15 protein-coding genes are annotated in these 20,956 nt (G+C 67.2%); 11 read left to right on the forward strand and 4 right to left on the reverse strand.

Translation table 11 applies throughout. From position 1 onward, the window contains the following. The first annotated feature begins 68 nt into the window (after nucleotides 1–68). The 9 genes from gcvP (at nucleotide 69) to AB0E69_RS18390 (ending at nucleotide 13,351) form a co-directional block, all read left to right on the forward strand. Nucleotides 69–2,909 carry an aminomethyl-transferring glycine dehydrogenase gene (gcvP, locus tag AB0E69_RS18350; protein ID WP_360146677.1) on the forward strand — a complete coding sequence of 947 codons (2,841 nt, stop codon included), beginning with the start codon at nucleotides 69–71 and terminating at the stop codon, nucleotides 2,907–2,909. A 44-nt stretch (nucleotides 2,910–2,953) separates the two neighbouring features. Next, the gene (locus tag AB0E69_RS18355) at nucleotides 2,954–4,255 is read left to right on the forward strand and encodes a serine hydrolase domain-containing protein (protein WP_360146680.1); all 1,302 of its coding nucleotides are present in this window, start codon (nucleotides 2,954–2,956) and stop codon (nucleotides 4,253–4,255) included. 109 nt (nucleotides 4,256–4,364) lie between these two features. Next, nucleotides 4,365–6,074: a pyridoxal-dependent decarboxylase gene (locus AB0E69_RS18360; RefSeq protein ID WP_360146683.1), complete on the forward strand. Its 1,710-nt coding sequence runs from the start codon at nucleotides 4,365–4,367 to the stop codon at nucleotides 6,072–6,074. Then, a complete protein-coding gene (locus AB0E69_RS18365) occupies nucleotides 6,071–7,690 on the forward strand; it encodes an IucA/IucC family protein (RefSeq protein ID WP_360146686.1) in 1,620 nt (539 codons plus the stop codon). The genes AB0E69_RS18360 and AB0E69_RS18365 overlap by 4 nt, the downstream gene beginning before the upstream one ends. Further along, a complete protein-coding gene (locus tag AB0E69_RS18370) occupies nucleotides 7,687–8,229 on the forward strand; it encodes a GNAT family N-acetyltransferase (protein WP_360146689.1) in 543 nt (180 codons plus the stop codon). The genes AB0E69_RS18365 and AB0E69_RS18370 overlap by 4 nt, the downstream gene beginning before the upstream one ends. Continuing rightward, entirely contained in the window at nucleotides 8,222–9,484 is a 1,263-nt protein-coding gene (locus AB0E69_RS18375) for a SidA/IucD/PvdA family monooxygenase (protein ID WP_360146692.1), read from the forward strand. Before AB0E69_RS18370 ends, AB0E69_RS18375 begins: the two co-directional genes overlap by 8 nt. Nucleotides 9,485–9,780: 296 nt before the next feature. Next, a complete protein-coding gene (locus AB0E69_RS18380) occupies nucleotides 9,781–11,415 on the forward strand; it encodes an IucA/IucC family protein (protein WP_360146694.1) in 1,635 nt (544 codons plus the stop codon). Nucleotides 11,416–11,764: 349 nt separating this feature from the next. Then, nucleotides 11,765–12,280 carry a hypothetical protein gene (locus AB0E69_RS18385; RefSeq protein WP_360146697.1) on the forward strand — a complete coding sequence of 172 codons (516 nt, stop codon included), beginning with the start codon at nucleotides 11,765–11,767 and terminating at the stop codon, nucleotides 12,278–12,280. Nucleotides 12,281–12,535: 255 nt separating this feature from the next. Beyond that, on the forward strand, nucleotides 12,536–13,351 hold the full coding sequence (locus AB0E69_RS18390; protein ID WP_360146700.1) for a hypothetical protein: 816 nt from the start codon (nucleotides 12,536–12,538) through the stop codon (nucleotides 13,349–13,351). Here the strand turns inward: AB0E69_RS18390 and AB0E69_RS18395 are convergent. The 4 genes from AB0E69_RS18395 to AB0E69_RS18410 all read right to left on the reverse strand — a co-directional run bounded on the left by AB0E69_RS18395 (nucleotide 13,330) and on the right by AB0E69_RS18410 (nucleotide 19,169). Further along, nucleotides 13,330–14,874, reverse strand: a complete 1,545-nt coding sequence (locus AB0E69_RS18395; protein ID WP_360146703.1) for a PfkB family carbohydrate kinase — start codon at nucleotides 14,872–14,874, stop codon at nucleotides 13,330–13,332. The genes AB0E69_RS18390 and AB0E69_RS18395 overlap by 22 nt on opposite strands. Nucleotides 14,875–14,933: 59 nt before the next feature. After that, nucleotides 14,934–15,203: a hypothetical protein gene (locus AB0E69_RS18400; protein ID WP_360146706.1), complete on the reverse strand. Its 270-nt coding sequence runs from the start codon at nucleotides 15,201–15,203 to the stop codon at nucleotides 14,934–14,936. Between the two features lie 220 nt (nucleotides 15,204–15,423). Then, complete coding sequence (locus tag AB0E69_RS18405; protein WP_360146709.1) at nucleotides 15,424–16,986, reverse strand: PfkB family carbohydrate kinase; 1,563 nt, start codon at nucleotides 16,984–16,986, stop codon at nucleotides 15,424–15,426. A gap of 104 nt (nucleotides 16,987–17,090) precedes the next feature. Continuing rightward, complete coding sequence (locus AB0E69_RS18410; protein ID WP_360146712.1) at nucleotides 17,091–19,169, reverse strand: DUF2157 domain-containing protein; 2,079 nt, start codon at nucleotides 19,167–19,169, stop codon at nucleotides 17,091–17,093. Nucleotides 19,170–19,670: 501 nt separating this feature from the next. Here AB0E69_RS18410 and AB0E69_RS18415 point away from each other — a divergent pair. After that, a complete protein-coding gene (locus tag AB0E69_RS18415) occupies nucleotides 19,671–20,330 on the forward strand; it encodes a class I SAM-dependent methyltransferase (protein ID WP_360146715.1) in 660 nt (219 codons plus the stop codon). A 150-nt stretch (nucleotides 20,331–20,480) separates the two neighbouring features. Next, complete coding sequence (locus AB0E69_RS18420; RefSeq protein WP_360146718.1) at nucleotides 20,481–20,906, forward strand: DUF805 domain-containing protein; 426 nt, start codon at nucleotides 20,481–20,483, stop codon at nucleotides 20,904–20,906. The last annotated feature ends 50 nt before the right edge of the window (nucleotides 20,907–20,956 follow it).

Raw genomic sequence — 20,956 nt, forward strand, 5'->3', positions numbered from 1 at the left:
TCTGGAGCATGCTCATGTGACAGAGGGGGAGGCGACCGGAAGCACTTGCCAGCACACGGAGCCTCTAGATGAACAACACACCGCAGCTTTCGGCGACGTTCGCCGACCGGCACATCGGACCGCGCCCGGACGAGATCACCCGGATGGTCCAGCTCCTCGGGTACGACGACGTCGACGCGCTCGTGGACGCCGCGGTCCCGGCCTCGATCCGCTCGGCCGAGGCGCTCCGGCTGCCCGAGCCGGCCTCCGAGGTGGACGCGCTCACCGAGCTCCGCCAGCTCGCCGCGCGGAACAACGTCGCCACCTCGATGATCGGCCAGGGGTACTACGGCACCTTCACGCCGTCCGTCATCGTCCGCCGCCTGGTCGAGAACCCGGCCTGGTACACCGCGTACACGCCGTACCAGCCGGAGATCTCCCAGGGCCGGCTCGAGGCCCTGCTGAACTTCCAGACCGTCGTCTCCGACCTGACCGGCCTGCCGACCGCCAACGCGTCGCTGCTCGACGAGGCGACCGCGGCCGCCGAGGCGATGACGCTGGCGCACCGGTCGAACAAGAAGAGCAAGTCCGACCGCTTCCTGGTCGACGCGGACTGCTTCGCGCAGACGATCGCGGTCGTCCAGACCCGCGCCCAAGCGCTCGGTATCGAGGTTGTCGTCGCGGACACGACCGACGGTCTGCCTGAGGGTGACTTCTTCGGTCTCCTGGTGCAGTACCCGGGCTCCGGCGGCGTTGTCCGATCGTTGAAGCCGCTGATCGACGCTGCGCACGAGCGCGACACGTTGGTTGCCGTCGCCTCCGACCTGCTCGCGCTGACGGTGCTCGAGGCACCGGGCGAGGCCGGCGCCGACATCGTCATCGGCTCCTCGCAGCGCTTCGGCGTACCGCTGTTCTACGGTGGCCCGCACGCTGGGTTCATGTCCGTGCGCGACGGGCTCGAGCGGCAGTTGCCCGGTCGCCTCGTCGGCGTCTCGGTCGACTCCGACGGCGCCCCGGCGTACCGGCTCGCGCTGCAGACGCGTGAGCAGCACATCCGCCGCGAGAAGGCGACCTCCAACATCTGTACGGCGCAGGTCCTGCTGGCCGTCGTCGCCTCGATGTACGCCGTCTACCACGGGCCTGACGGCCTGCGGTCGATCGCGGAGCGCGTGCACGACTACGCCGGCAAGCTGGCCGCGTCGCTGCGCTCCGGTGGCGTCGAGGTCGTGCACGACGACTTCTTCGACACCGTGCTCGCCCGCGTCCCCGGCCGCGCCGCCGACGTCGTCGACGCCGCCCGGCAGAACGGGATCTGGCTGCGGCTCGTCGACGCGGACCACGTCGGCATCTCCTGCGACGAGAAGACCGATGTCGCGACGCTGACCCGGGTCGCCCAGTCCTTCGGCGTGCAGTACGACGACACGCTCGGCGCTCCGGCGATCGCGGTGGAGCGGACGACGGAGTACCTGACGCACCCGGTGTTCAACACGCACCGGTCGGAGACGGCGATGCTGCGGTACCTGCGCAAGCTGTCCGACAAGGACTACGCGCTGGACCGCGGCATGATCCCGCTCGGATCCTGCACGATGAAGCTGAACGCGACCACCGAGATGGAGCCGGTCACCTGGCCGGAGTTCGCCGACATGCACCCGTTCGCGCCGGTCGAGGACGCGGCCGGGTACGTGAAGCTGATCGGGCAACTGGAGCGCTGGCTGGCCGAGGTCACGGGGTACGCGAAGGTCTCGATCCAGCCGAACGCGGGCTCCCAGGGTGAGCTGGCCGGGCTGCTCGCGATCCGCGGGTACCACCACGCGCAGGGTGCCCTCGACCGGAAGGTCTGCCTGATCCCGGCGAGCGCGCACGGGACCAACGCGGCGTCCGCGGTGATGGCCGGCATGAAGGTGGTCGTTGTCAAGGGCAACGAGGACGGCACGATCGACCTCGACGACCTGCGCGCGAAGGCCGCCGAGCACGCGTCCGCGCTGGCCGCGATCATGATCACGTACCCGTCGACGCACGGCGTGTACGAGGAGAGCGTCCGCGAGGTCTGCCGGATCGTCCACGACCACGGCGGCCAGGTGTACGTCGACGGCGCGAACCTGAACGCGCTGCTCGGGCTGGCGAAGCCGGGTGAGTTCGGCGGCGACGTCTCGCACCTGAACCTGCACAAGACGTTCTGCATCCCGCACGGCGGTGGCGGTCCGGGTGTCGGTCCGGTCGCGGTCGCCGCGCACCTGGCGCCGTACCTGCCGAACCACCCGCTGCTCGACCAGGCCGGCCCGGAGTCGGGCGTCGGGCCGATCAGCGCGGCGCCGTTCGGGTCCGCGGGTGTGCTGGCGATCTCGTGGGCGTACATGCGGATGATGGGCGCTTCCGGTCTGACGGATGCGACCAAGGCCGCCGTACTGACGGCGAACTACGTGGCGAAGCGGCTCGAGGGCGCCTTCCCGGTGCTCTACGCCGGCGAGAATGGCCTGGTCGCGCACGAGTGCATCCTGGACCTGCGGCCGATGACGAAGGAGACCGGGATCAGCGTCGACGACGTCGCGAAGCGGCTGATCGACTACGGCTTCCACGCGCCGACGATGTCGTTCCCGGTCGCGGGCACGCTGATGGTCGAGCCGACCGAGTCCGAGGACCTGGGCGAGCTGGACCGCTTCTGCGACGCGATGATCGCCATCCGGCACGAGATCGACCGGGTCGCGGCGGGGGAGTGGCCGGCCGCCGACAACCCGCTGGTCAACGCTCCCCACACGGCCGAGTCGGTGATCAACGACAAGTGGGAGCACGCCTACACCCGCGAGGAGGCCGCCTTCCCGCGCTCGGTGGACCGGGCCTCGAAGTACTGGCCTCCGGTCCGCCGGATCGACGGCGCGTACGGCGACCGGAACCTGATCTGCTCCTGCCCCGCCCCGGAGGCGTTCGAGTAGGAAATACGATGGCGCTTTGAGCATCTGACTGCCGGAGGCCTGGCGTGACGTCCGTACGACCTGACACTGCCGCTGCTCTGTTCGCCGAGGTTGCGGTGGCGCAGAGTGAGGCTCGGTTGCCTTCGGTCAGTGCGGGGGTGCTCCGGGACGGCGCCCTGGTGTGGACGGGGGCGCGCGGACGGTTTGCTACGGCGGACGGTGCGGCGCCCGGTCCGGATGTGCAGTACCGGATCGGGTCGATCACCAAGACGCTGACGGCGGTGCTGGTGATGCAGTGCCGGGACGCCGGGCTGCTGTCGCTGAATGATGCTATGGGCAAGCATCTGCCGGGGATCGCGCTCGGGGACCGGACGATCCGGCACCTGCTGGCGCACAGCGGCGGGATGAACGCGGAGCCCGTCGGCCCGTGGTGGGAGCGGAACCCGGGGATCAGCTTCGACGAGCTGACTGCGGCGATGCACGACTCGCAGGCGGTCGGACCGGCCGACCGGCGCCACCACTACTCCAACCTCGGGTACGGCCTGCTGGGCGAGATCGTCGCCCGGCTGCGCGGCTCGTCCTGGCTGGAGCTCGTGCAGGAGCGGATCCTCGACCCGCTCGAGATGCGGCGTACGTCGTACTTCCCGACCGGCGCCGCGGCTGAGGGCTTCTCCGTCCATCCGTTCAGCGGCCGCCTCGTCGCGGAGCCTGCGTACGACTCCGGCGCGATGGCTCCGGCGGGCCAGCTGTGGAGCACGATCGAGGACCTGGCGCGGCTCGCGGCGTTCTGGATCGACCCGCTGCAGGAGGTGCTCAGCCGCGACACGGTCGAGGAGATGGCGACGCCGTCCGCTGCGGACCCGCGGGAGGGCCTGACCGCGTCGTACGGCCTCGGCCTCCGCCTGATCGCGGACGACCCGCACCTCCTCATCGGCCACACCGGCTCGATGCCTGGTTTCCTTGCCGGCCTGTTCGTCGACCGCGTCCGCCGCGTCGGCGCGGTGACGCTGGGCAATGCGACGTACGGTCGAGTCGCTTCGCTCGCCCCCGACCTCCTCCGCATCCTGACCCGCTACGAACCGCCGGTCGCGCAGGAGTGGGTCCCCGAGCCCGCGCTGGCGCAGGGTGAGGAGTTGCTGGGCCACTGGTACTGGGGCAACACGCCCCTCACCATCTCGGTTGTCGGCGGCATCCTCCAGCTGAGCGGCGGTCTCGGTGGGCGGCTCTCTCCGCTGGGCCCTGACCTGTACGTCGGTCGGGACGGCTACCTGGCCGGCGAAAAGCTGCACGTCGTCCGGAACGGCGACACCATCTCTCATCTCGACGTGGCGACCTTCATCCTGACGCGGACGCCGTACGGCACGTGAGGATCGCCACTCGAACCCGTGGCTGAGTTGACACGGTGAGTACACCGGGCAAAGGTTAGGGCTGCCTTAGTAAGGGTTGCCTTACTCGACAACTTCCCGGGAGATCTGGATGTCGCAGCCCGCGCGTCTGACCGCGCTGCCCGCACCCGTTCGCGATCCGTTCGCCGCCCGCTGGCCGCTGGCCTCGACGGTCGCGGACCGTGAGCGTGGACCGTTGCCGCACGGCACGCCGGGAGCGGTGCTGCGGCGTACGGCGGAGGTCCTGGGGGAGCCGCGAGTGCCGTCGACCGGCGTGGGGGAGTCCGCCGCGCTCGACCTGATCGCCGGGCTGCTCTCGGTGAATGGAATCGACCTCAGCCACCCGCACGCGGCTGCGCACCTGCAACCGCCGGTGCTGCAGGTCGCGGTGGACGCTGACGCGCTGGCGTCGGCCAGCAATGCGTCGATGGACACCTACGACTCGGGTCCGGCGACGCTGGCGATCGAGCAGTGGGTGGTGAAGGCGCTGGCCGGGCTTGCGGGGTTTGGTCCGTCCGCCGATGGTGTGCTGACGCCCGGTGGCTCCATCTCCAACCTGCTCGCGGTGCTGATCGCCCGGGACAGCGCGGCGGCGGCTGCGGGGATCGACGTACGGCGTGATGGTGTGCAGGGTTTGCTGCGGCCGGTGGTGTTCTGCTCCGAGCTCGCGCACTTCTCCGTGCAACGGGCCTGTGCCGCGCTGGGTCTTGGGGAGCAGGCTGTGGTCACGATCCCGTCCGACGAGGACTTCCGGCTGCGGATCGACGTGTTGGAGGCGGAGCTGGCGGTCCCGGGGCGTACGCCGGTCGCGGTGGTCGCCACCGCCGGTACGACGGACTTCGGATCGATCGACCCGATCGCGCCGATCGCGGCGCTGGCCCGTGCTCATGGCGTTTGGCTGCATGTGGATGCGGCGTACGGGTTCGGGGCGTTGTTCTCCGACCGGCTGGCTCCGCTGCTTGCTGAGGTCTCGCTGGCCGACTCGGTGACGCTCGACCTGCACAAGATCGGCTGGCAGCCGGCGGCGACCAGTGTGCTGCTGGTCGCCGACCGGAAGCGGTTCTCCGCCTTCGACCGTTCGGTGGACTACCTGAATCCGGCTGACGACATCGACTCCGGCCTGGACGGGCTGCTCGGCCGCAGCTTGCAGACGACGCGGCGGCCGGATGCGGTCAAGGTTGCGACCACGCTGACGGCGTACGGGCGGGCGGGGCTGGGCACGATGCTGGACACCTGCCACGAGCTCGCCCACGCCGCCGCGGCCCGAATCGTCGCCGACAGCAACCTCGAACTACTGGCCCCGGTAACGCTGACCACGGTCCTGTTCCGGATCGTGCGGCAGGGCCTCCCGGACCTGCAGGACGTGCCGGACCGGCGGGACCTGCGGGACGTGCCGGACGGGCGGGACCTGCGGGACTTGCAGGACCTGCCGGACGGGCAGGACCTGCAAGACGTGCTGGACGGGCGGGATCTGCAAGACGTGCTGGACGGGCGGGATCTGCAGGACGTGCGGGACGGGCGGGACCGGCGGAACCTGCAGGACGGGCGGGACGTGAGGGACCTGCCGCCGGCCGAGCTGGACGCGTTGCAGGGGGAGGTCCGGCGTCGGTTGCTGACGTCCGGGCGGGTGCTGATCGGCCGGACCAAGGTCCCGGCCCGAGGTGGCCGTCCGGCGGCGGTCGCGTTGAAGCTGACGCTGCTGAACCCGAACGCCACCGCAACCGACATCGAGGATCTGCTGGACCAGGTCGTGGCCACCGCCCTCGATGTCCTGACGGAGACGGGTGAGGGAGCAGCGTGACTTCGGAAGATGCTCATCTGAACGCGATCCTGCGGTGCTACACGCGTGAGTCGATGGTGCCCGTCTCCCTTGGATCACTGACTTTCCAGGCCGGCAGCTCGACCGTCACCGCCGAGGTCGAGCACGCCTCCCGAACGGGTCTGCACCAATTCAGTCACGTGCTTGTTGACGGTGCTCCACCGGCTCCGGAGGAACTCGTTCGGGTGCTGTCCGCCGGCGCAGACCCGGCGGAGGTCGACGATCTCGTCGCGCGAACTGCTGAGTCGGTGCGCAACGTTTCCCACTTCCTGGAAGCCGCTGACGGCGAGCGTGGCCCGGGTCGGTTCCTCGAGACCGAGCAGGCGTTGCTGCTCGGACACCTCAACCACCCGGCCCCGAAGAGCCGCGACGGGCTGAGCGGCGACGAGTTGGCGGCGTACTCACCGGAGCTCGGAGGCCGTTTCGCGGTGCACTGGTTCGAGGCCGACGCCGAGCTGGTGTCGTCGGACCAGGTGGCCGGCGCGCCCTCGCTGCAGGGACTGGACGCTCTGCAGCTGATGGGCGCGCTGGCCGGTATCACTCCGTCGGCGGAGCGGGTGCTGATCCCGGCCCATCCGTGGCAGGCGGCATCGCTGCTGTCGCGACCGCGGGTGGCTTCGTTGATCGCTGACGGTCGGGTGAAGGCGCTTGGTCCTTCCGGTGCGGAGTGGTACCCCACGTCGAGTCTGCGAACCGTCTTCCACCCGGACCTACCGGTGATGCTGAAGCTCTCGCTCGGGCTGCGGATCACGAACTCGCGGCGGGAGTCGACGGCGACCGAGCTGCGGCGCGGTCTCGAGATCAACCGGTTGCTGGATGCGGCGTACAACGCAGGGACGGCAACTGCTCATCCACGGTTCTCCATCGTTCGCGACCCGGCCTGGGTTGCTCTTGACGAGAGTGGATCAACATTGACGGGACTTGACGTTGCTGTACGGGAAGTACCTATTGACGTCAACAGTTATCAATGTTTGGCCGGTCTAGTCGCGCCACGTCCCGATGGGATGAGCCGATTGAGTACATATGCCGCCGACGATCCAGCCGCGTGGGTAGCGGCGTACATCGACAACGTGTTGATCCCGATGCTGCACCTGTACGCCGAAACCGGTATCGGGCTCGAGGCGCATCAGCAGAACACCCTGGTCCGGCTGGACGGGGCCGGACGTATCAGGGGCGGGGCCTATCGCGACAATCAGGGGTACTACCTGGCTTCGTCGTACCTGCGGGGTCTGCTGGCGGTCACCGGGCTGCGTGACTCGACGCTGGCGGTCGTGGACGATGCCATCGTCGATGACCGGCTCACGTACTACCTGCTGCACAACCAAGCGCTCGCTGTGGTCGGTTGTCTCGCTGTGGACGGCGTCGCGGATGAGGTGTCGCTGCTCGAGGTGGTGCGTGAGCGCTTGACCCTCGCACTGCCGTTGCTGAAGGCCGCCGGACCGTCCGGCGATCGGCTGGCCCGTCGGTGGCTCGAAGCGGAGACACTGCCCTGCAAGGCGAACATGTTGACCCGCCTGCGCGGCATTGACGAGGTAGTGGCTCCACTGGACGCCCAGTCGGTGTACCTCGACATCTCCAACCCACTGCGCGTCCGGTGAGGTGTGACAGCAGCCCGCTGCTCCACCTGTCGCACAGCTTCGACCTGCGGCCGGCTGGTACGGCGGACGCGGCACGGATCGCGCAGTGGATGTCACAGCCGCACATCCAACGCTGGTGGCAGCAGGACTGGTCCGTAGCGCGCTGGGCGCAAGAGATCGAGCAGCAGGCAGCGGGGGAGCACTCCGTGCCGTGCGTCGTCGCGGTCGAGGCCGAGGACTTCGGCTACGTCGAGCTGTACCGGGTCCGGCTTGACCGACTGGCGGAGCACTACGCCTACGACGACCACGACTGGGGAGTGCATGTCGCCATCGGCGACCTCACTCGCGTGGGACGTGGACTCGGCCGCCGACTGCTCCGCGCGCTGGCAGACGCTTTGCTGGCTGCAGACTCGGCCTGTCAGCGGGTCGTGGCCGAGCCGGACGTCACCAACAGCCCGTCCATCCGTGCGTTCCGCGCGGCGGGCTTCGAAGAACGCGGGGAGCTGCGGCTGCCTGACAAGACCGCAGTACTGATGGTTCGGGAGGCCTCAGATGTATGACGTGATCGCTATCGGGTGTGGCCCGTTCAACCTCGGCCTGGCCGCACTGGCCGACGGCGTGGACGACGTACAGCTGGCCGTCCTGGACAGCCGGCCCGAGTTCACCTGGCACCGCGGCCTGATGTTCTCCGACGCCATGCTGCAGGTGTCGTTCCTGGCCGACCTGGTCTCACTGGTCGAGCCGGCGCACCACCTGTCGTTTCTCTCGTTCTTGAAGGACAACGACCGGCTCTACCAGTTCTACGTCCGGGAGAAGTTCCACCCGACGCGACAGGAGTACGAGACCTACCTGCGCTGGTGCGCAGCCCAACTGGACTCGCTCCACTTCGGCCACCACGTCAGGGAGGTCACGTGGGACGGCTCTGCCTTCTCACTCACCGTTGAGCGTGGAGACACCGTCGAAACCTTCGAGACTCGCCATCTGGTCCTCGGCGTCGGCACTGAACCGCATGTACCCGCAGCCCTGAGCGACCTCCCTTCGGATCGCTTCCTGCACTCCGCGGACTACCTCTTCCGTCGTCCGGACCTCCTTACCGCCGGCCACGTCACCGTCCTCGGCTCCGGCCAGTCAGGCGCCGAATGCACTCTGGACCTCCTCCGCGCCAACGGCCCGGCCGTCTCCTGGCTGACCCGCACCGCAGCGTTCACCCCGCTGGACTACTCCAAGCTGGTCCTGGAGATGACCACCCCGTCGTACGTCGACTACTTCCACGCCCTCGACGAGCCGGTCCGAGACAAACTGGTCAAAGACCAATGGCGCCACTACAAGGGCATCTCCTCAGAAACCCTCGAGGCCATCCACGACGAGCTCTACACCCGAGACCTAACCGCTGCCCCAGCCGACCTGCAGGTAGGCGTAGCCGTAACGTCCGCCTCGTCTGGGCGTGACGGCGTCAACCTGACCATGCTCCACGCCGACACCGGCCGCACCTTCCACCACACCACCGACATAGTCATAGCCGCCACCGGCTACCGCAACCGCCCAGTCCCCTTCATGTCCTCCCTGGAACCCCAGATCCACCACGACACCGCCGGCCGCTGGACCATCAACCGAAACCACAGCGTCGCCACCACCCCCGCCCTCACCAACCGAATCTTCGTAGCCAACGCCGACCTCCACACCCACGGCGTAGCCGCCCCCGACCTAGGCCTAACCGCCCCCCGCAACGCCACAATCCTCAACACCATCACGAACCGCGAGCTCTACCCCCTCCCGAAAACCACCGCCTTCACAACCTTCACCACCCCCAGATGAACCCCCACTGGACAAAGTGCTCCTCAGCACTCCTCGCCAAACTGATCAGCCAGTTCTCCACCGAAGGCCTCCTCCACCCAGCCGTACAGGCTCCACCAACGCCCAACCCAGCCACTCATCCGGCCCAGACCAACCCAACCCCAGGCTCGCCGCGGCCGGTTGAGGGCGAGCTCGGGCCCAGCTCGCCCCCCACCACCACACCGACTTCGGCTCCGCCTAGCCCCGCTCGTCCGGCCCAGACCAACCCGACCCCGGCCTCGCCACGGCCGGTTGAGTACCGACTGCAGTTCGGCGGGGTGTCCTACACCTTCGAGGCGACGCGAGGTGGCTTCGACAGTTGGCGGGTCGACCCAGACTCCATCCGCCGTACGACCTCCGGCATCCTCGGCAACGACGAGAGCGAGGTGGCTACTGACCCGATCCAGTTCTTCGTCGAAGCAGCCGACGTACTGAACCTCGACGGCTCCACCATCGCCGGCTACGTCGCGGAGCTCACCAACACCCTCGCAGCCGACGTACGCATGGCAGAAACCGCCATCCCAGCAGAAGACCTCTTAGACCTCCACCACACCCACCTCGAGGGCCACCTAACCGGCCACCCCCTCCTGGTAGCCAACAAAGGCCGCCTAGGCTTCTCCGCCTCCGACTCGGAGCGCTACGCCCCCGAAGCCCGTCGCCCCGTCCACCTGACCTGGCTAGCCGTACGCCGCGGCTTGGCGGAGTTCCGAGCCACCCCAGACCTCTCCGAACACGCCGTCATCCACCGCGAACTTGACCCAGACACCATCGAGTCCTTCCGTGCCAAACTCGACGACCCCGACAGCTACGTCTGGCTCCCCTGCCACCCCTGGCAACTGGACCACGTAATCCGCACCCAATGGTCCAGAGAACTAGCCACCGGCGAAATCGTCATCCTGGGCGAGTCCCCCGACGAGTACCTCCGTACCCAATCCATCCGCACCATGGTCAACATCTCAAACCCGACGCGCTACCAGGTAAAACTCCCCCTGAAAATCCTCAACACCAGCGTCTACCGAGGCCTCCCCACCCACTGCACCCTCGCCGCCCCCATGCTCACCCAATGGCTACGCGGCCTCTGGTCCCGAGACAAAGTCTTCACCACCCTAGGCACCGAACTCCTAGGCGAAGTCGCCTCAGTAACCGTCCCCCACCCCCAACTCTCAACAACGCCCCGCATCCCCTACCAGTGGACCGAAACCCTAGGCGTCATCTACCGAGACCCAACAGACCGCCGCCTCCAAGAAGGCGAATCCATCTGGCCCCTAGCCGCCGTCCTCCACCCCGGCTTCCCCCAAGCCCTCATCACCCGCTCCGGAGCCGACCCCAGCGACTGGCTGGCTGCCCTACTGGCCACCCTCCTCCGCCCGCTACTCCACCTACTCCACAACTACGGCATCACCGTAAATCCCCACGGCGAAAACCTAGCCATCATCTGCACCCCCGCCGGCATCCCCCACCGCCTTGTCATCAAGGACCTGGTCGACGACATCAACATCTCCACCGACCCAATAGACGCCCGAGGCAAAGAACCCGACTCCCACACCAGAGTCCTCCCACGCAAGCCCTGGCCCATCCTCCGCCAGTACGTAGTAGACGCCCTCCTCCTAGGCGTCCTAAACCCCCTAGCCGCCCAGAGCCTCATCCCCGAACAAACCTTCTGGTCCCTGGCCCGCGCCGAGATAGACCTCTACACCCAAACCCACCCCCAACACGCAACCCGCCTAGCAGCCACCGCCTTCACCGCCCCCACCTTCCTCCGCTACCCCCTGAACACCTACCGCCTGACCCTCGGCTACACCGACCTCGACACCCGCCCACCCATCCCCGCAGCCGGCACCATCCAGAATCCGCTCCACCTGGAGACACCCGGAACCAGCGAAGTCTTGCCAAGTCGAGCTGCGAGCCGATGAAATGGCGCGATGAACCCCGTCCGGACCTCGCCACGCAGAGTGGCTGAGTTGACACGCAGGGCGACCTTCGATCTAGTCTGTCAGGCGTCGGTTTGATGACCGCCCGGATGGAGTCAACGGTCTAATGCTTGACTGTCTCGCTGCGGTAGCGCCGTCTGCTGCCGAAATTGAATTGCCGGCCCCAGCTTCGTACAAGGGCATTCCGTCCACCCAGCCGAGCGATCGGTCAGCGGCACGGCTGACCGCTCCGGGTCGGCGTCTCCGCCGTCTGCAGCGGAGACTCGACAAGTACCACGGCGTCCTGACCGCTGCCTGGACAGACGAGACCAGGCACCCGAAAACACCGCGGGTGGCGGGCCAGCCTGATTCAGTCGGGCAGTGCGGCGTCAGTTCGGCGTGGCTCCTGCACAGGCTCGCCTGGCCAGCCCGGCGCAACGCGCGCTATTGCTTCGGTGATGTCTTGTTCAGTGGTAGCGATGAGATCGCGGCGTCTCATTGCTGGATCGAGATCGGACGCGAGTCGTCGGCGCGGCGATTAGTCATCGACCTGACGTTCGTCCAGTTCGATCAGTTCAGCCGATTCGAGAAACTCAGAGACCGTGCGGTGCTCTGTGAGTACTACGAAGACCTCACCGAGCGGTCTATCGAGTACAAGGCCGTCAGCCGGAGACGCTTCAAGGAGCTACGGAGCGATGCCGTCTGGCCGCGGTACCAAATTCTCAAGCGGGCCACGAGCCCGGCTTGGCGCAAGGCAGTTCGCAGCTTCTATCTGACGCGAATGGCTCCCTGGTTCCGATCGCTGACCATCCACCAGCGAGTGTCCGGCGCGTTCGGAGCCGGCGCCATTCAGTACGGCGCCGCGTAGGCGCGGTTCTAGTCGGTCAGGTCTGCTCGACGCGTGCCGAGCAGACTGTCGGCGGTCAGACAGGAGATTGTTCGTTTGTCCAGTACTATCCCCGAGGCCCATTACCCGGCCGGCCTCGGACTCCTCGACTCGGCGCCTGTTCCTGCGCCTCCGATCCGTTCATTCGCCTGCCCCCCGGTTCAGGCACGCGCGCTTTCACTAGACGAGTGCCGGAGTCAGGCTCCCGAGTTCGTCTCTCTGCTGGCCAACGCAGCGATGAAACACCAGGTCCCCACCCGGGCCTTGAGTGTGCGCGGTCTTTTACATCTGCCGCTGCTGGTTCGGCCGGACGGCCGTGTCTCCCGGCGAGATGTTGCCGACGAGTTGCATCGCACCGCGGATCGGCTTCGGGACGATTTGCGCAGTGTTGACGCGCTGATTCCGCGCGACGAGTTCCCGCTCAGCGACCTTCGTTTCGTTCGGCTCAAGAACGATGTTGCGGACGAGGTCTTCGGGCGCCTTCACTACCTTCGGAGTGCTCGTGCCGGGTCGGTCAACTTTGCGTTGGTCGATCCCTTGAGCGGTCGTCCCGTGACCTTGTGCAGTGTCTCGCCATTGGAGTGGATGCGCGTCGGTCGCCAGTTGCAGAAGCAGTTCGGCGTACCCCTTGGAGCTGCGTACGACGTCTCGCGCGTCTACTCGTTCGACGTCGCGCCGCCGAATGCGATCTCGTGCCTGCTGGCCAAGGTGCGCCAGGCGATCCGGCAGGAGCTACCGAGCGCGCAGGTCCTTACGACGGCGGTCGATCCGAATCTTGGCTTCACCGGAGCCAGTTATCGGTCCGCAAACTGGCGGCAGTGGATGTCGATCACGGCACGGCCCTACCTGTACGTCGACGGCCTCTACGCGAGCCCTCGTCAGCTCCGGACCCGCTTCGGTGGCGCCAACCTGGCCGAGCTCGGTGCGGCGAATCGGTCTCATCGTTTCGAACAGAGCCGCGTCCGTCTGCTCAACTCGGTGATCTTCTGCTGCCGGCTGCGCGGCGTGACCGAACATGTCGCACCAGATGACTACCGCCTGCTCCGCCGCTGACTGATCTGACCACCTGACGCTGTCAGATCGGTTGGGTCGCTGACAGCGAGGTGCGTTCGGGCGAGCAAGTCATCGATACGCTGCCGGTCCGGTAAGGGATTAGGCAATGGATAGTCCATGGCCGCACAGGACATCGCGGCCGCCGCCCAGCGCGCAACGCCGTCGGTGAACTTCCGCTCGTTGTCGATGAGGCGGGCAGCGAGCGCTGCGCAAAAGGCATCTCGGGACGCCGACGCCTCCTTGTAGATCGACGGGATGCTCGGCACGCTGACCGGCTGGTCGGACGCTCTGGAGTAGACGGTGCAACCGCCGTTGACCAAGAGGCAGAGCGTCTCCAGACCGAATGCCAGCAGACTTCTGGCGACAGGGTCCGGGTCGAATGGACTGAGTCCCTGCGGCGCGAAGGAGCCGAGCTCCCAGGGATTGGCGACCAGGTAGTCGATCCGCGGAAACGCATCCCGGGAGATCTTCTCGTCGACGTAAGGCTGACCCGGCGTCACGATGACCAGCGGCCGGCTGACGGGGTTGCTGCGGACCAGGGCAAGCGTGTGCTGCATGACCTCACGCGGTACCTCGAAGGTCATCAGCAGCGCATCGCACGCGACCAGGTCGTCGTACCGCTCGTCGATGTCCTTGGCCTCGATGACCACTTCACCCTGATTGCGCCAACTGACCGCGATGCTGTCGCCCAGTTCGCGCTCGAGGATGCCGGTGAACGGGGCGTGGCGGCCGCGTACGCGCTTGACCAGCGAGGTATCGACACCCTCGTTTTCGAGATGCTGCATGATCTCCTCACCGAACGGATCGTCCGTGACCGCAGCGATCAGCGAGGTCTTCAACCCGAGGCGCGCGGCGGCGACCGCCTGCGTCAGCGCCTTGCCTCCAGGTAAGAGATCGAATCCGTACGCCTCGGTCGAGGTCTCCGGAGCGGGAAGGGCTGCGATGTGGAACCTCGCGTCCATGACCGCGCCGCCGACAACGACCACTCGGCCGGTCGGCGAGGTTCCGATCGCATGCTCAGAGCGGGTCAACGAGCCGGCCCTGCGTACGAGCCGGCCGGCCAGCTCACCCAGTACGGCGGGCTCGAGCGAACCGCGAAGAGCTCGGTCGCTCGGCGCGGCGGTCGCCTCCTGGCCAAGGACTGCGTGGAGGGCGTGCCAATTGTTCAGCAGCGTCTCACGACGACGGCCGAGCGCTGACCGATACAGGGAGCGGATGATCCGATCGTCGATGCCTGCAGCCGCGAGCGCGTCGTCGTGCAGCTCGAGCGCGAGCACCACGTCCGCGACGATGCGGTGGGTGCCGCCCAGCTCGCCAAGGACGCAGTCGGCGACCAGGCTCAGCGCGGCGTCGACCGGGTCGGTGTCAGGGACATCGGCGACCAGGTCCAGCAACGGCGCCGCCAGACCTGTGCGGTCCAGGCGAAGGCGGTCGGCGGTGAGGCCGGCACGGGTGCGGAGCTTTTCGAGGACGTTGGCGAGCAACAGGATGTCGGTTGACTGCTCGTCGCTACTTGTGGTCATCGGTCCGTGCCATCTCCTTGGTCAGGCGCCGTGGCCGGAGTGACCACGGCGCCGCTTCGTCAGCGCTGTTGAGTTGTCTTCTGGTGCTTTTCGACGGGAGGGCCTGCTTTCAGGTCCCTCGGGCCGGCGGTGCTCGGGGCGGTGGTGGTAGGGGCGACGGGGCCGGGGGCGATGGTGCTGTCGACCATGGTGACGATGCTGTACACGCCGAAGCAGACGGCCGTCATTGCCAGTGCGCCGAGGAAGACGAGAACCTTCCTCCAGTTCTTGGCGATCGCGAACGAGAAGGCGAAGATCAGCAGCAGTGCGAGTGCTTGGTTGCCGTCCATGGTGTCCCTCGATCCTTGATCTCGCGCGTTCGACGGGCTCGGGGTTCGGGTCCTGTCGACTCGCTGGCGATGCTTGTGGCATCTGATCTCATGGTCGTCCCGTGCATTTGAGATCGGCAGGGGCGAGTTTTGCCACCAAATGGCGGGCATTGGCACGTGCAGATGACTGCCTGATCAGCGGCGGCTGCCAATTGGGCGAAGTGCGATGCCAATTGGCAAGTCAGTCTGCGTCTGGGAAGAGTTCGCGGTACTTCTTGTCGACCGCGTCGCGCCGCGGGTGCGAAGGGGCCCGGTGATAGGCCTCGGCGAAGCACGCCATTGCGGCAGCAGCCCAGCGGATGTCGGCGAGTGTCAGTGAGGTGTGGTCGATGAGACGGGCGCCCAGGGCGGCGCAGAAGGTGTCGCGGGTGATCGAGGAATCTCTGAGGGACGATTTCGGGTCTGGAATCGATTGCGCCTCGCCTCGTTGGTAGACCGTCCCTCCGCGCTCGACCAAAAGGCAGAGTGAGGGCAGGCCGAGGCTCAGCAGGTCGTCGCTGAGGAGTTGCGGGTCGTATCTCGGCTCGTCGGACAGTGCGAATCCCTCGAGCTCCCACAGGTGGGCGACGAGGTAGTCGATTTGTTTGAGGGCCGGGCTGAGGAGGTGGCCGTCGGCGTACGGTTGGCCGGGAGTCACGATGACGACTGGCCGGTTCGGGCTGGAATTGACAAGGCTGAGGATGTGTCGCAGGACGGACTGCGGCATCTCGAAGGTCAGTAGCAGTACGTTGCACGACCTGATCGCGGTTGCGCGTTGATCGATGGTGGAGCTGTCGAGCTCGACACCGTCGCGCCAGACCACGGCAGAGCTGTTGCCGGCGGGCAGTTCGAGGATTCCGGTTGTCGGGGTTCGGAGCCCCGGGTTCGGGATCGTCCTCAGGAGAGAGGTGTCGACGCCCTCGCGCATCAGCGACGACCTGATCTCCTGACCGGCGTCGTCGGCGGCGATGGCTGCGATGAGCGAGACGTCGAGATCGAGGTGCGCCGCTGCGACCGCCTGGCTGAAGCCCTTTCCGCCAGGGGAACGGATGTAACTCATCGCCATGGCTGAGGTCGCGACGTCAGGGATCGACTTGGTCCGCCAGATGTGGTCCATTGCGACGCCGCCGATGACCACGACCTTTCCGCTCGTGGCGCGCTGGACGTCAGGTGCGCTCCGGGTCGGGGCCGAGGTCGGAGCCGAGGTTGAGGTCGAGGTTGAGGTCGGGGCCGAGGTCGAGTCTGCCTCGACCAGGTCGACGACCCGCGGAGGGTCCAGGAGCAGGGCGGCCAGGCGTTCGAAGACCTCGCTTTCTGTTTTGCCGCGGAGGGTGTGTTCACCGGGAGGTTCTGAAGTGGGTGGGGCGCCGTGGGCCAGGTGGAGGGCTTCCCAATGGTCGACGAGTGCCCGTCGTCGAGCGCCTAGTGCGCCGTCTCGCAGGGCGTGGATGGCGCGTTTTGGGATGGCGGGCGGCTTGTAGAGGTCGAGATAGATGCCGAGTTTGAGAATGGAGTCGGCGATGATGCGGTCGGTGATCGAGTCGAGGAGTTGGATTTGCTCGACGATCACCTCGACCGCGGCTTCTGCTGGTTTGTTGCCGCTGCGGACGGCCTGGTTCTGGACCACCGGGAGGCGGAGGAGGGGCTGGGCGGCGCGGGCTGATTGGAGATGTTTCGCGGTCAGGCCGTCGTATCGACGTAGGGACTCGAAGACGGGCACCAGGTAGGACGCCTCGGTTGGTCCTTGGGTCGAATAGTCGGACATGCGCGCGCCCCCCAGCACAGCGAGGTCAACATGGCCATTATGCGGTTAACCGCGCTAGTCCGGCGGTCTTGTCAGCGCGTCGTCGGGCGGAGCATGCATTTGATTCATTTCAGGGAGCTGACCCAGCGGGTGGCTTGTTTGGCTTGGGTTAGGCGGCGTTCGTAGGTGGCGCCTACTGTCAGGAGGATTAGGCCGGCGGTGGCGAGGGTGATCCAGCGGGGGATGAGGGGGGCTACTTCTAGGAGTTGCCAGAGGGTGATTTTGAGGATTGCGGTGGCGCCGATGAGGAAGGGGGATTGGAGGGCGTAGCGGACTCCGATGAGGATGAGGAGGACGGCGGTGGTGATTACCAGGGTGGGGCGGAGCCAGTTGTCGGAGGTGTTGGCTATCAGGGTGGAGGGGGCCAGGCCCAGGAGTAGGCCGGGGGCTAGGGAGATCCAGCTGGATTGGTTGCGCCAGGCAAGGATTCCTAGGGCGAGGAGGATTGCGGCCGGCGGGATGGTGTACCACTCGAGGGTGGTGGTGCCGGTGCTCAGGGCGAAGGTTGTGTTGGCGGTTATGAGGAGGAAGGCGGCTAAAGGTAGGGCTGGGCGTCTTAGGGGGTTCATGCCGTAGGCAACCAAGGGGGCGGCGGTGATTGTCAGGACTACTCCGGTGGCGGTTTCGGTGGTGGTGAGGATTGCGATTACTTCGGCCAGGATGGCGGCGGTGGTTGCTGTGGCGAGGAGCGTTTGTTCCAGGGGGTTTGCGATGTAGCGGCAGGCTATTGCTACGCCGATGGCGGCTATTACGGCGAGGGCGATGGCGGCGGGGTAGTGGGGGATGTAGTGGTCGGCGGTGAAGAGTAGGACGGTGGTTTGGGCACCGAGGCTGGCGGTGTAGATGGCGGGGGTGGAGGCGAGGATTTTGCGGTAAACGGCGGCGATCGCCAGTACTGCGGTGATTGCGGTCAGGTAGCCGAGTTGGCGGATGTCGCTCTGGGCCAGGCAGAAGAAGAGGTCTACGGCGGTGACGGTGATTGCTGCTGTGTGCAGGATCAGCGCGGTACGGCGGGCGACGATCAGTGCGGTGATGGCGAGCGCGGTGGCCAGCGCGGTTGCGTACCAGCGGTGGGGGCCGGGGAGTTGGAGGACCGTCGTCGCGACGGCGAAGGCGGCTGCTGACGAGCAGATGCCGATGCCGAGGCTGACCGGGATCCATCCAGGTCGGCGGCGGAGGATGGCGATGCCGGTGGCGGCGGCCAGGCAGGTGACTGCGGCGGTGGCGATGGTGTACGGCAGGTCGGTCCGCGCGAGGTACGTGCCGGTCAGCGTGTAGAAGTCGACCACGCGGGTCAGCGTGCGGATCATGCCGGTGACGAGGATGCCGAGGAGTACGACGGCGGCGGTGATCGCGCCGGTGCGGCGGACGATCGGCGTACCTCGGCTGGTGAGGACGAGGGTCGCGACGACCTGGGCCAGGAGGGCGGCGAGGATGACCGGGAGGCTGGTGCGGTGGATCAGGATCAGCGGGAGCGGGAGTTGGGCGGCGATGACGGTGGTGACGCCGTACGTGACGACCTTCGGGGCCAGGCGGGTCATCAGAAGGGTGATCACGGCAACTGATCCGAAGACGATGCCGGTGTAGGTGAGGTCGCTCGGGATCGAGATCAGGCCGAGCGCGCGGGCGCCGTACAGGTCGACGGTCAGCAGGCCGGTGCCGAGGATGGCGAGGGCCTCGGCGGTGCCGGTCAGGTTGCGGCGGCCGGCGGGGATGGAGCCGGCGAAGGCGAGGGCGGCGAGGGTGCCGATGATGCCGGCCTGGGCGAGGGCGGGGAGGCTGTCCCAGTTGACGGCGAGGAAGGTGACGCCGGCGGCGAGGAGGAGGAGTACGCCGAGGCTGAGGAGGGTGGCCTGGGGGCTGAGGCGGCGGCGTTCGCGCTTCGGCTTGGTGTGTGTGGGGTACTGCGGGGGAGGTGGTGGGGCGGGGACGGATGGGGTGGCTTGAGGGGCACGTCCGTGATGGCCCTGGACTGGGGTGGAAGAAGCAGTGGTGGGGCGAGGTAGTGCCGGGGTGTAGCCGCGAGGTGGTGGGGGCGGCGGGTACGAAGCAGGTGGGTAGGCAGCAGGCGGGTAGCCAGCCGACGGATGGTCAGCAGGTGCGTACGGAGCAGATGAGTAGGCGGCCGCGGGTGGGTAGGCCACAGGTGATGGGTAGGCCGCAGGTGGTGCGGCGGCGGGCGGTGAGGTAGCGGGTGGTGAGGTAGCAGGTGGTGCGGCGGGTGGTGAGGTAGCAGGTGGTGCGGCGGGTGGTGCGGCGGGTGGTGTGGCGGCAGGCGGTGAGGTGGCAGGCGGTGAGGTGGCAGGTGAGGTGGCAGGTGAGGTGGCAGGTGAGGTCGCAGGTGAGGTGGCAGGTGAGGTGGCAGGTGAGGTGGCAGGTGGGGGTGTGGAGGGGAGGGGGTTGTCCACAGGGTGGGGAGGTTGTGGAAAAGGCTGTGGGGTTGGGGTGAGGTCGATGGCGACCAGCAGTGGGGTGTGGCAGGTCGGGCAGGTGATGGGGGTGGTCGGCATGGCTTCTCCTCGGGTCTTCTCCACTGTCCCGAGACGGAACGGTTTTGCGCTTGAGTACGTCTACTCAAAAGTTCTGACGTAGGCTGCTGCGGTCTGCCGATCGTCCAGATCGGCGTGACGACCACGGGGAGCAACATGAACACTGGACACGTCGAGCTCGCGCGAGCTCAGCAGGAACGCTGGCAGGCGGCGTACGCGAAGCGGCCGCGGCTGCACGGCGCGGAGCCTTCCGCCGCGGCGCATCGGGCGGTCGAGGCGTTCGGTGCCGCGGGCATCGATGACGTGCTGGAGCTCGGCGCCGGCCACGGCCGGGACGCGCTTTTCCTTGCCAGGCAGGGATTCAGCGTGCACGCGACCGACTTCAGCGACGCCGCGCTCGACCAGTTGCGGCACGAGGCGCAGCGCGAAGGGCTGGACGATCGCGTCACCGCCGCGCTGCACGACGTCCGCGACCCGCTGCCGCCGGCCGACGCGACCGTGAACGCGGTGTTCGCGAATCTCCTGCTGAACATGGCGTTCTCGCAGGCCGAGCTGCGGTCGCTGGTCGCCGAGATCCACCGGGTTCTGTGTCCTGGTGGGGTTTTCGTGTACGCCGTGTGGTCGACCGATGACCCGTGTTCGCAGCACTGGCGCCGGCTCGCGGACGGCCTGTCCGAGCACGACGGGTTCGTCGGCCGGTTCTTCGACGAGGCGCTCGTCAACGAGCTCGCCGACCAGTGGCGGCTCGACGAGCTCACGCCGTACCAGGAAGGTCCGCGCCGGATGTGGCGCGTCACGCTGGCCAAGGACAGCTGAAGCCGGCTCTAGGTTCTCCGATCTCGAAAAGGTGACGACAGGCGCGGGAGATTGCGGTGTGGTCACCAAAGCGAAAAGTTGCATTGACGAACCCGACCGGTTCCGACAGGCTCTGTCCGCGTCTCACCTTCGACCATCGGAGATACACCAATGCAGTGGTACCTCGACGTCTTGAAGAAGTACGCCGTCTTCGCCGGCCGGGCCCGGCGCAAGGAGTACTGGATGTTCGTGCTCTTCAGCGCGATCGTCTCCATCATCCTCAGCATCATCGACCGGATCGCCGGCCTGGACTACGGCCCGAACAACAGCAGCGGTGTGCTGTCGACGATCTACAGCCTCGCGGTGCTGATCCCGTCGCTGGCCGTCGGTGTGCGGCGCATGCACGACACGAACCGCAGCGGCTGGTGGATCCTGATCAACCTGATCCCCTGCGTCGGCTGGATCGTCTGGATCGTGTTCGCCGCCCAGGAGGGTGGGGCCGGTGACAACCAGTACGGTCCCGACCCGAAGGCGGCCGAGCGGTTCGGCGGCCCGGGCCAGGCGGGACCGGCCGAGCCGGGTTACCCGACCGTCTGACCAGGCAAGACACCGCAAGACCGGCAAGACACCGCAAGAAACGCAAGAAC

The sequence above is a fragment of the Kribbella sp. NPDC026611 genome (assembly GCF_040638345.1).
Taxonomy (GTDB): Bacteria; Actinomycetota; Actinomycetes; order Propionibacteriales; family Kribbellaceae; genus Kribbella.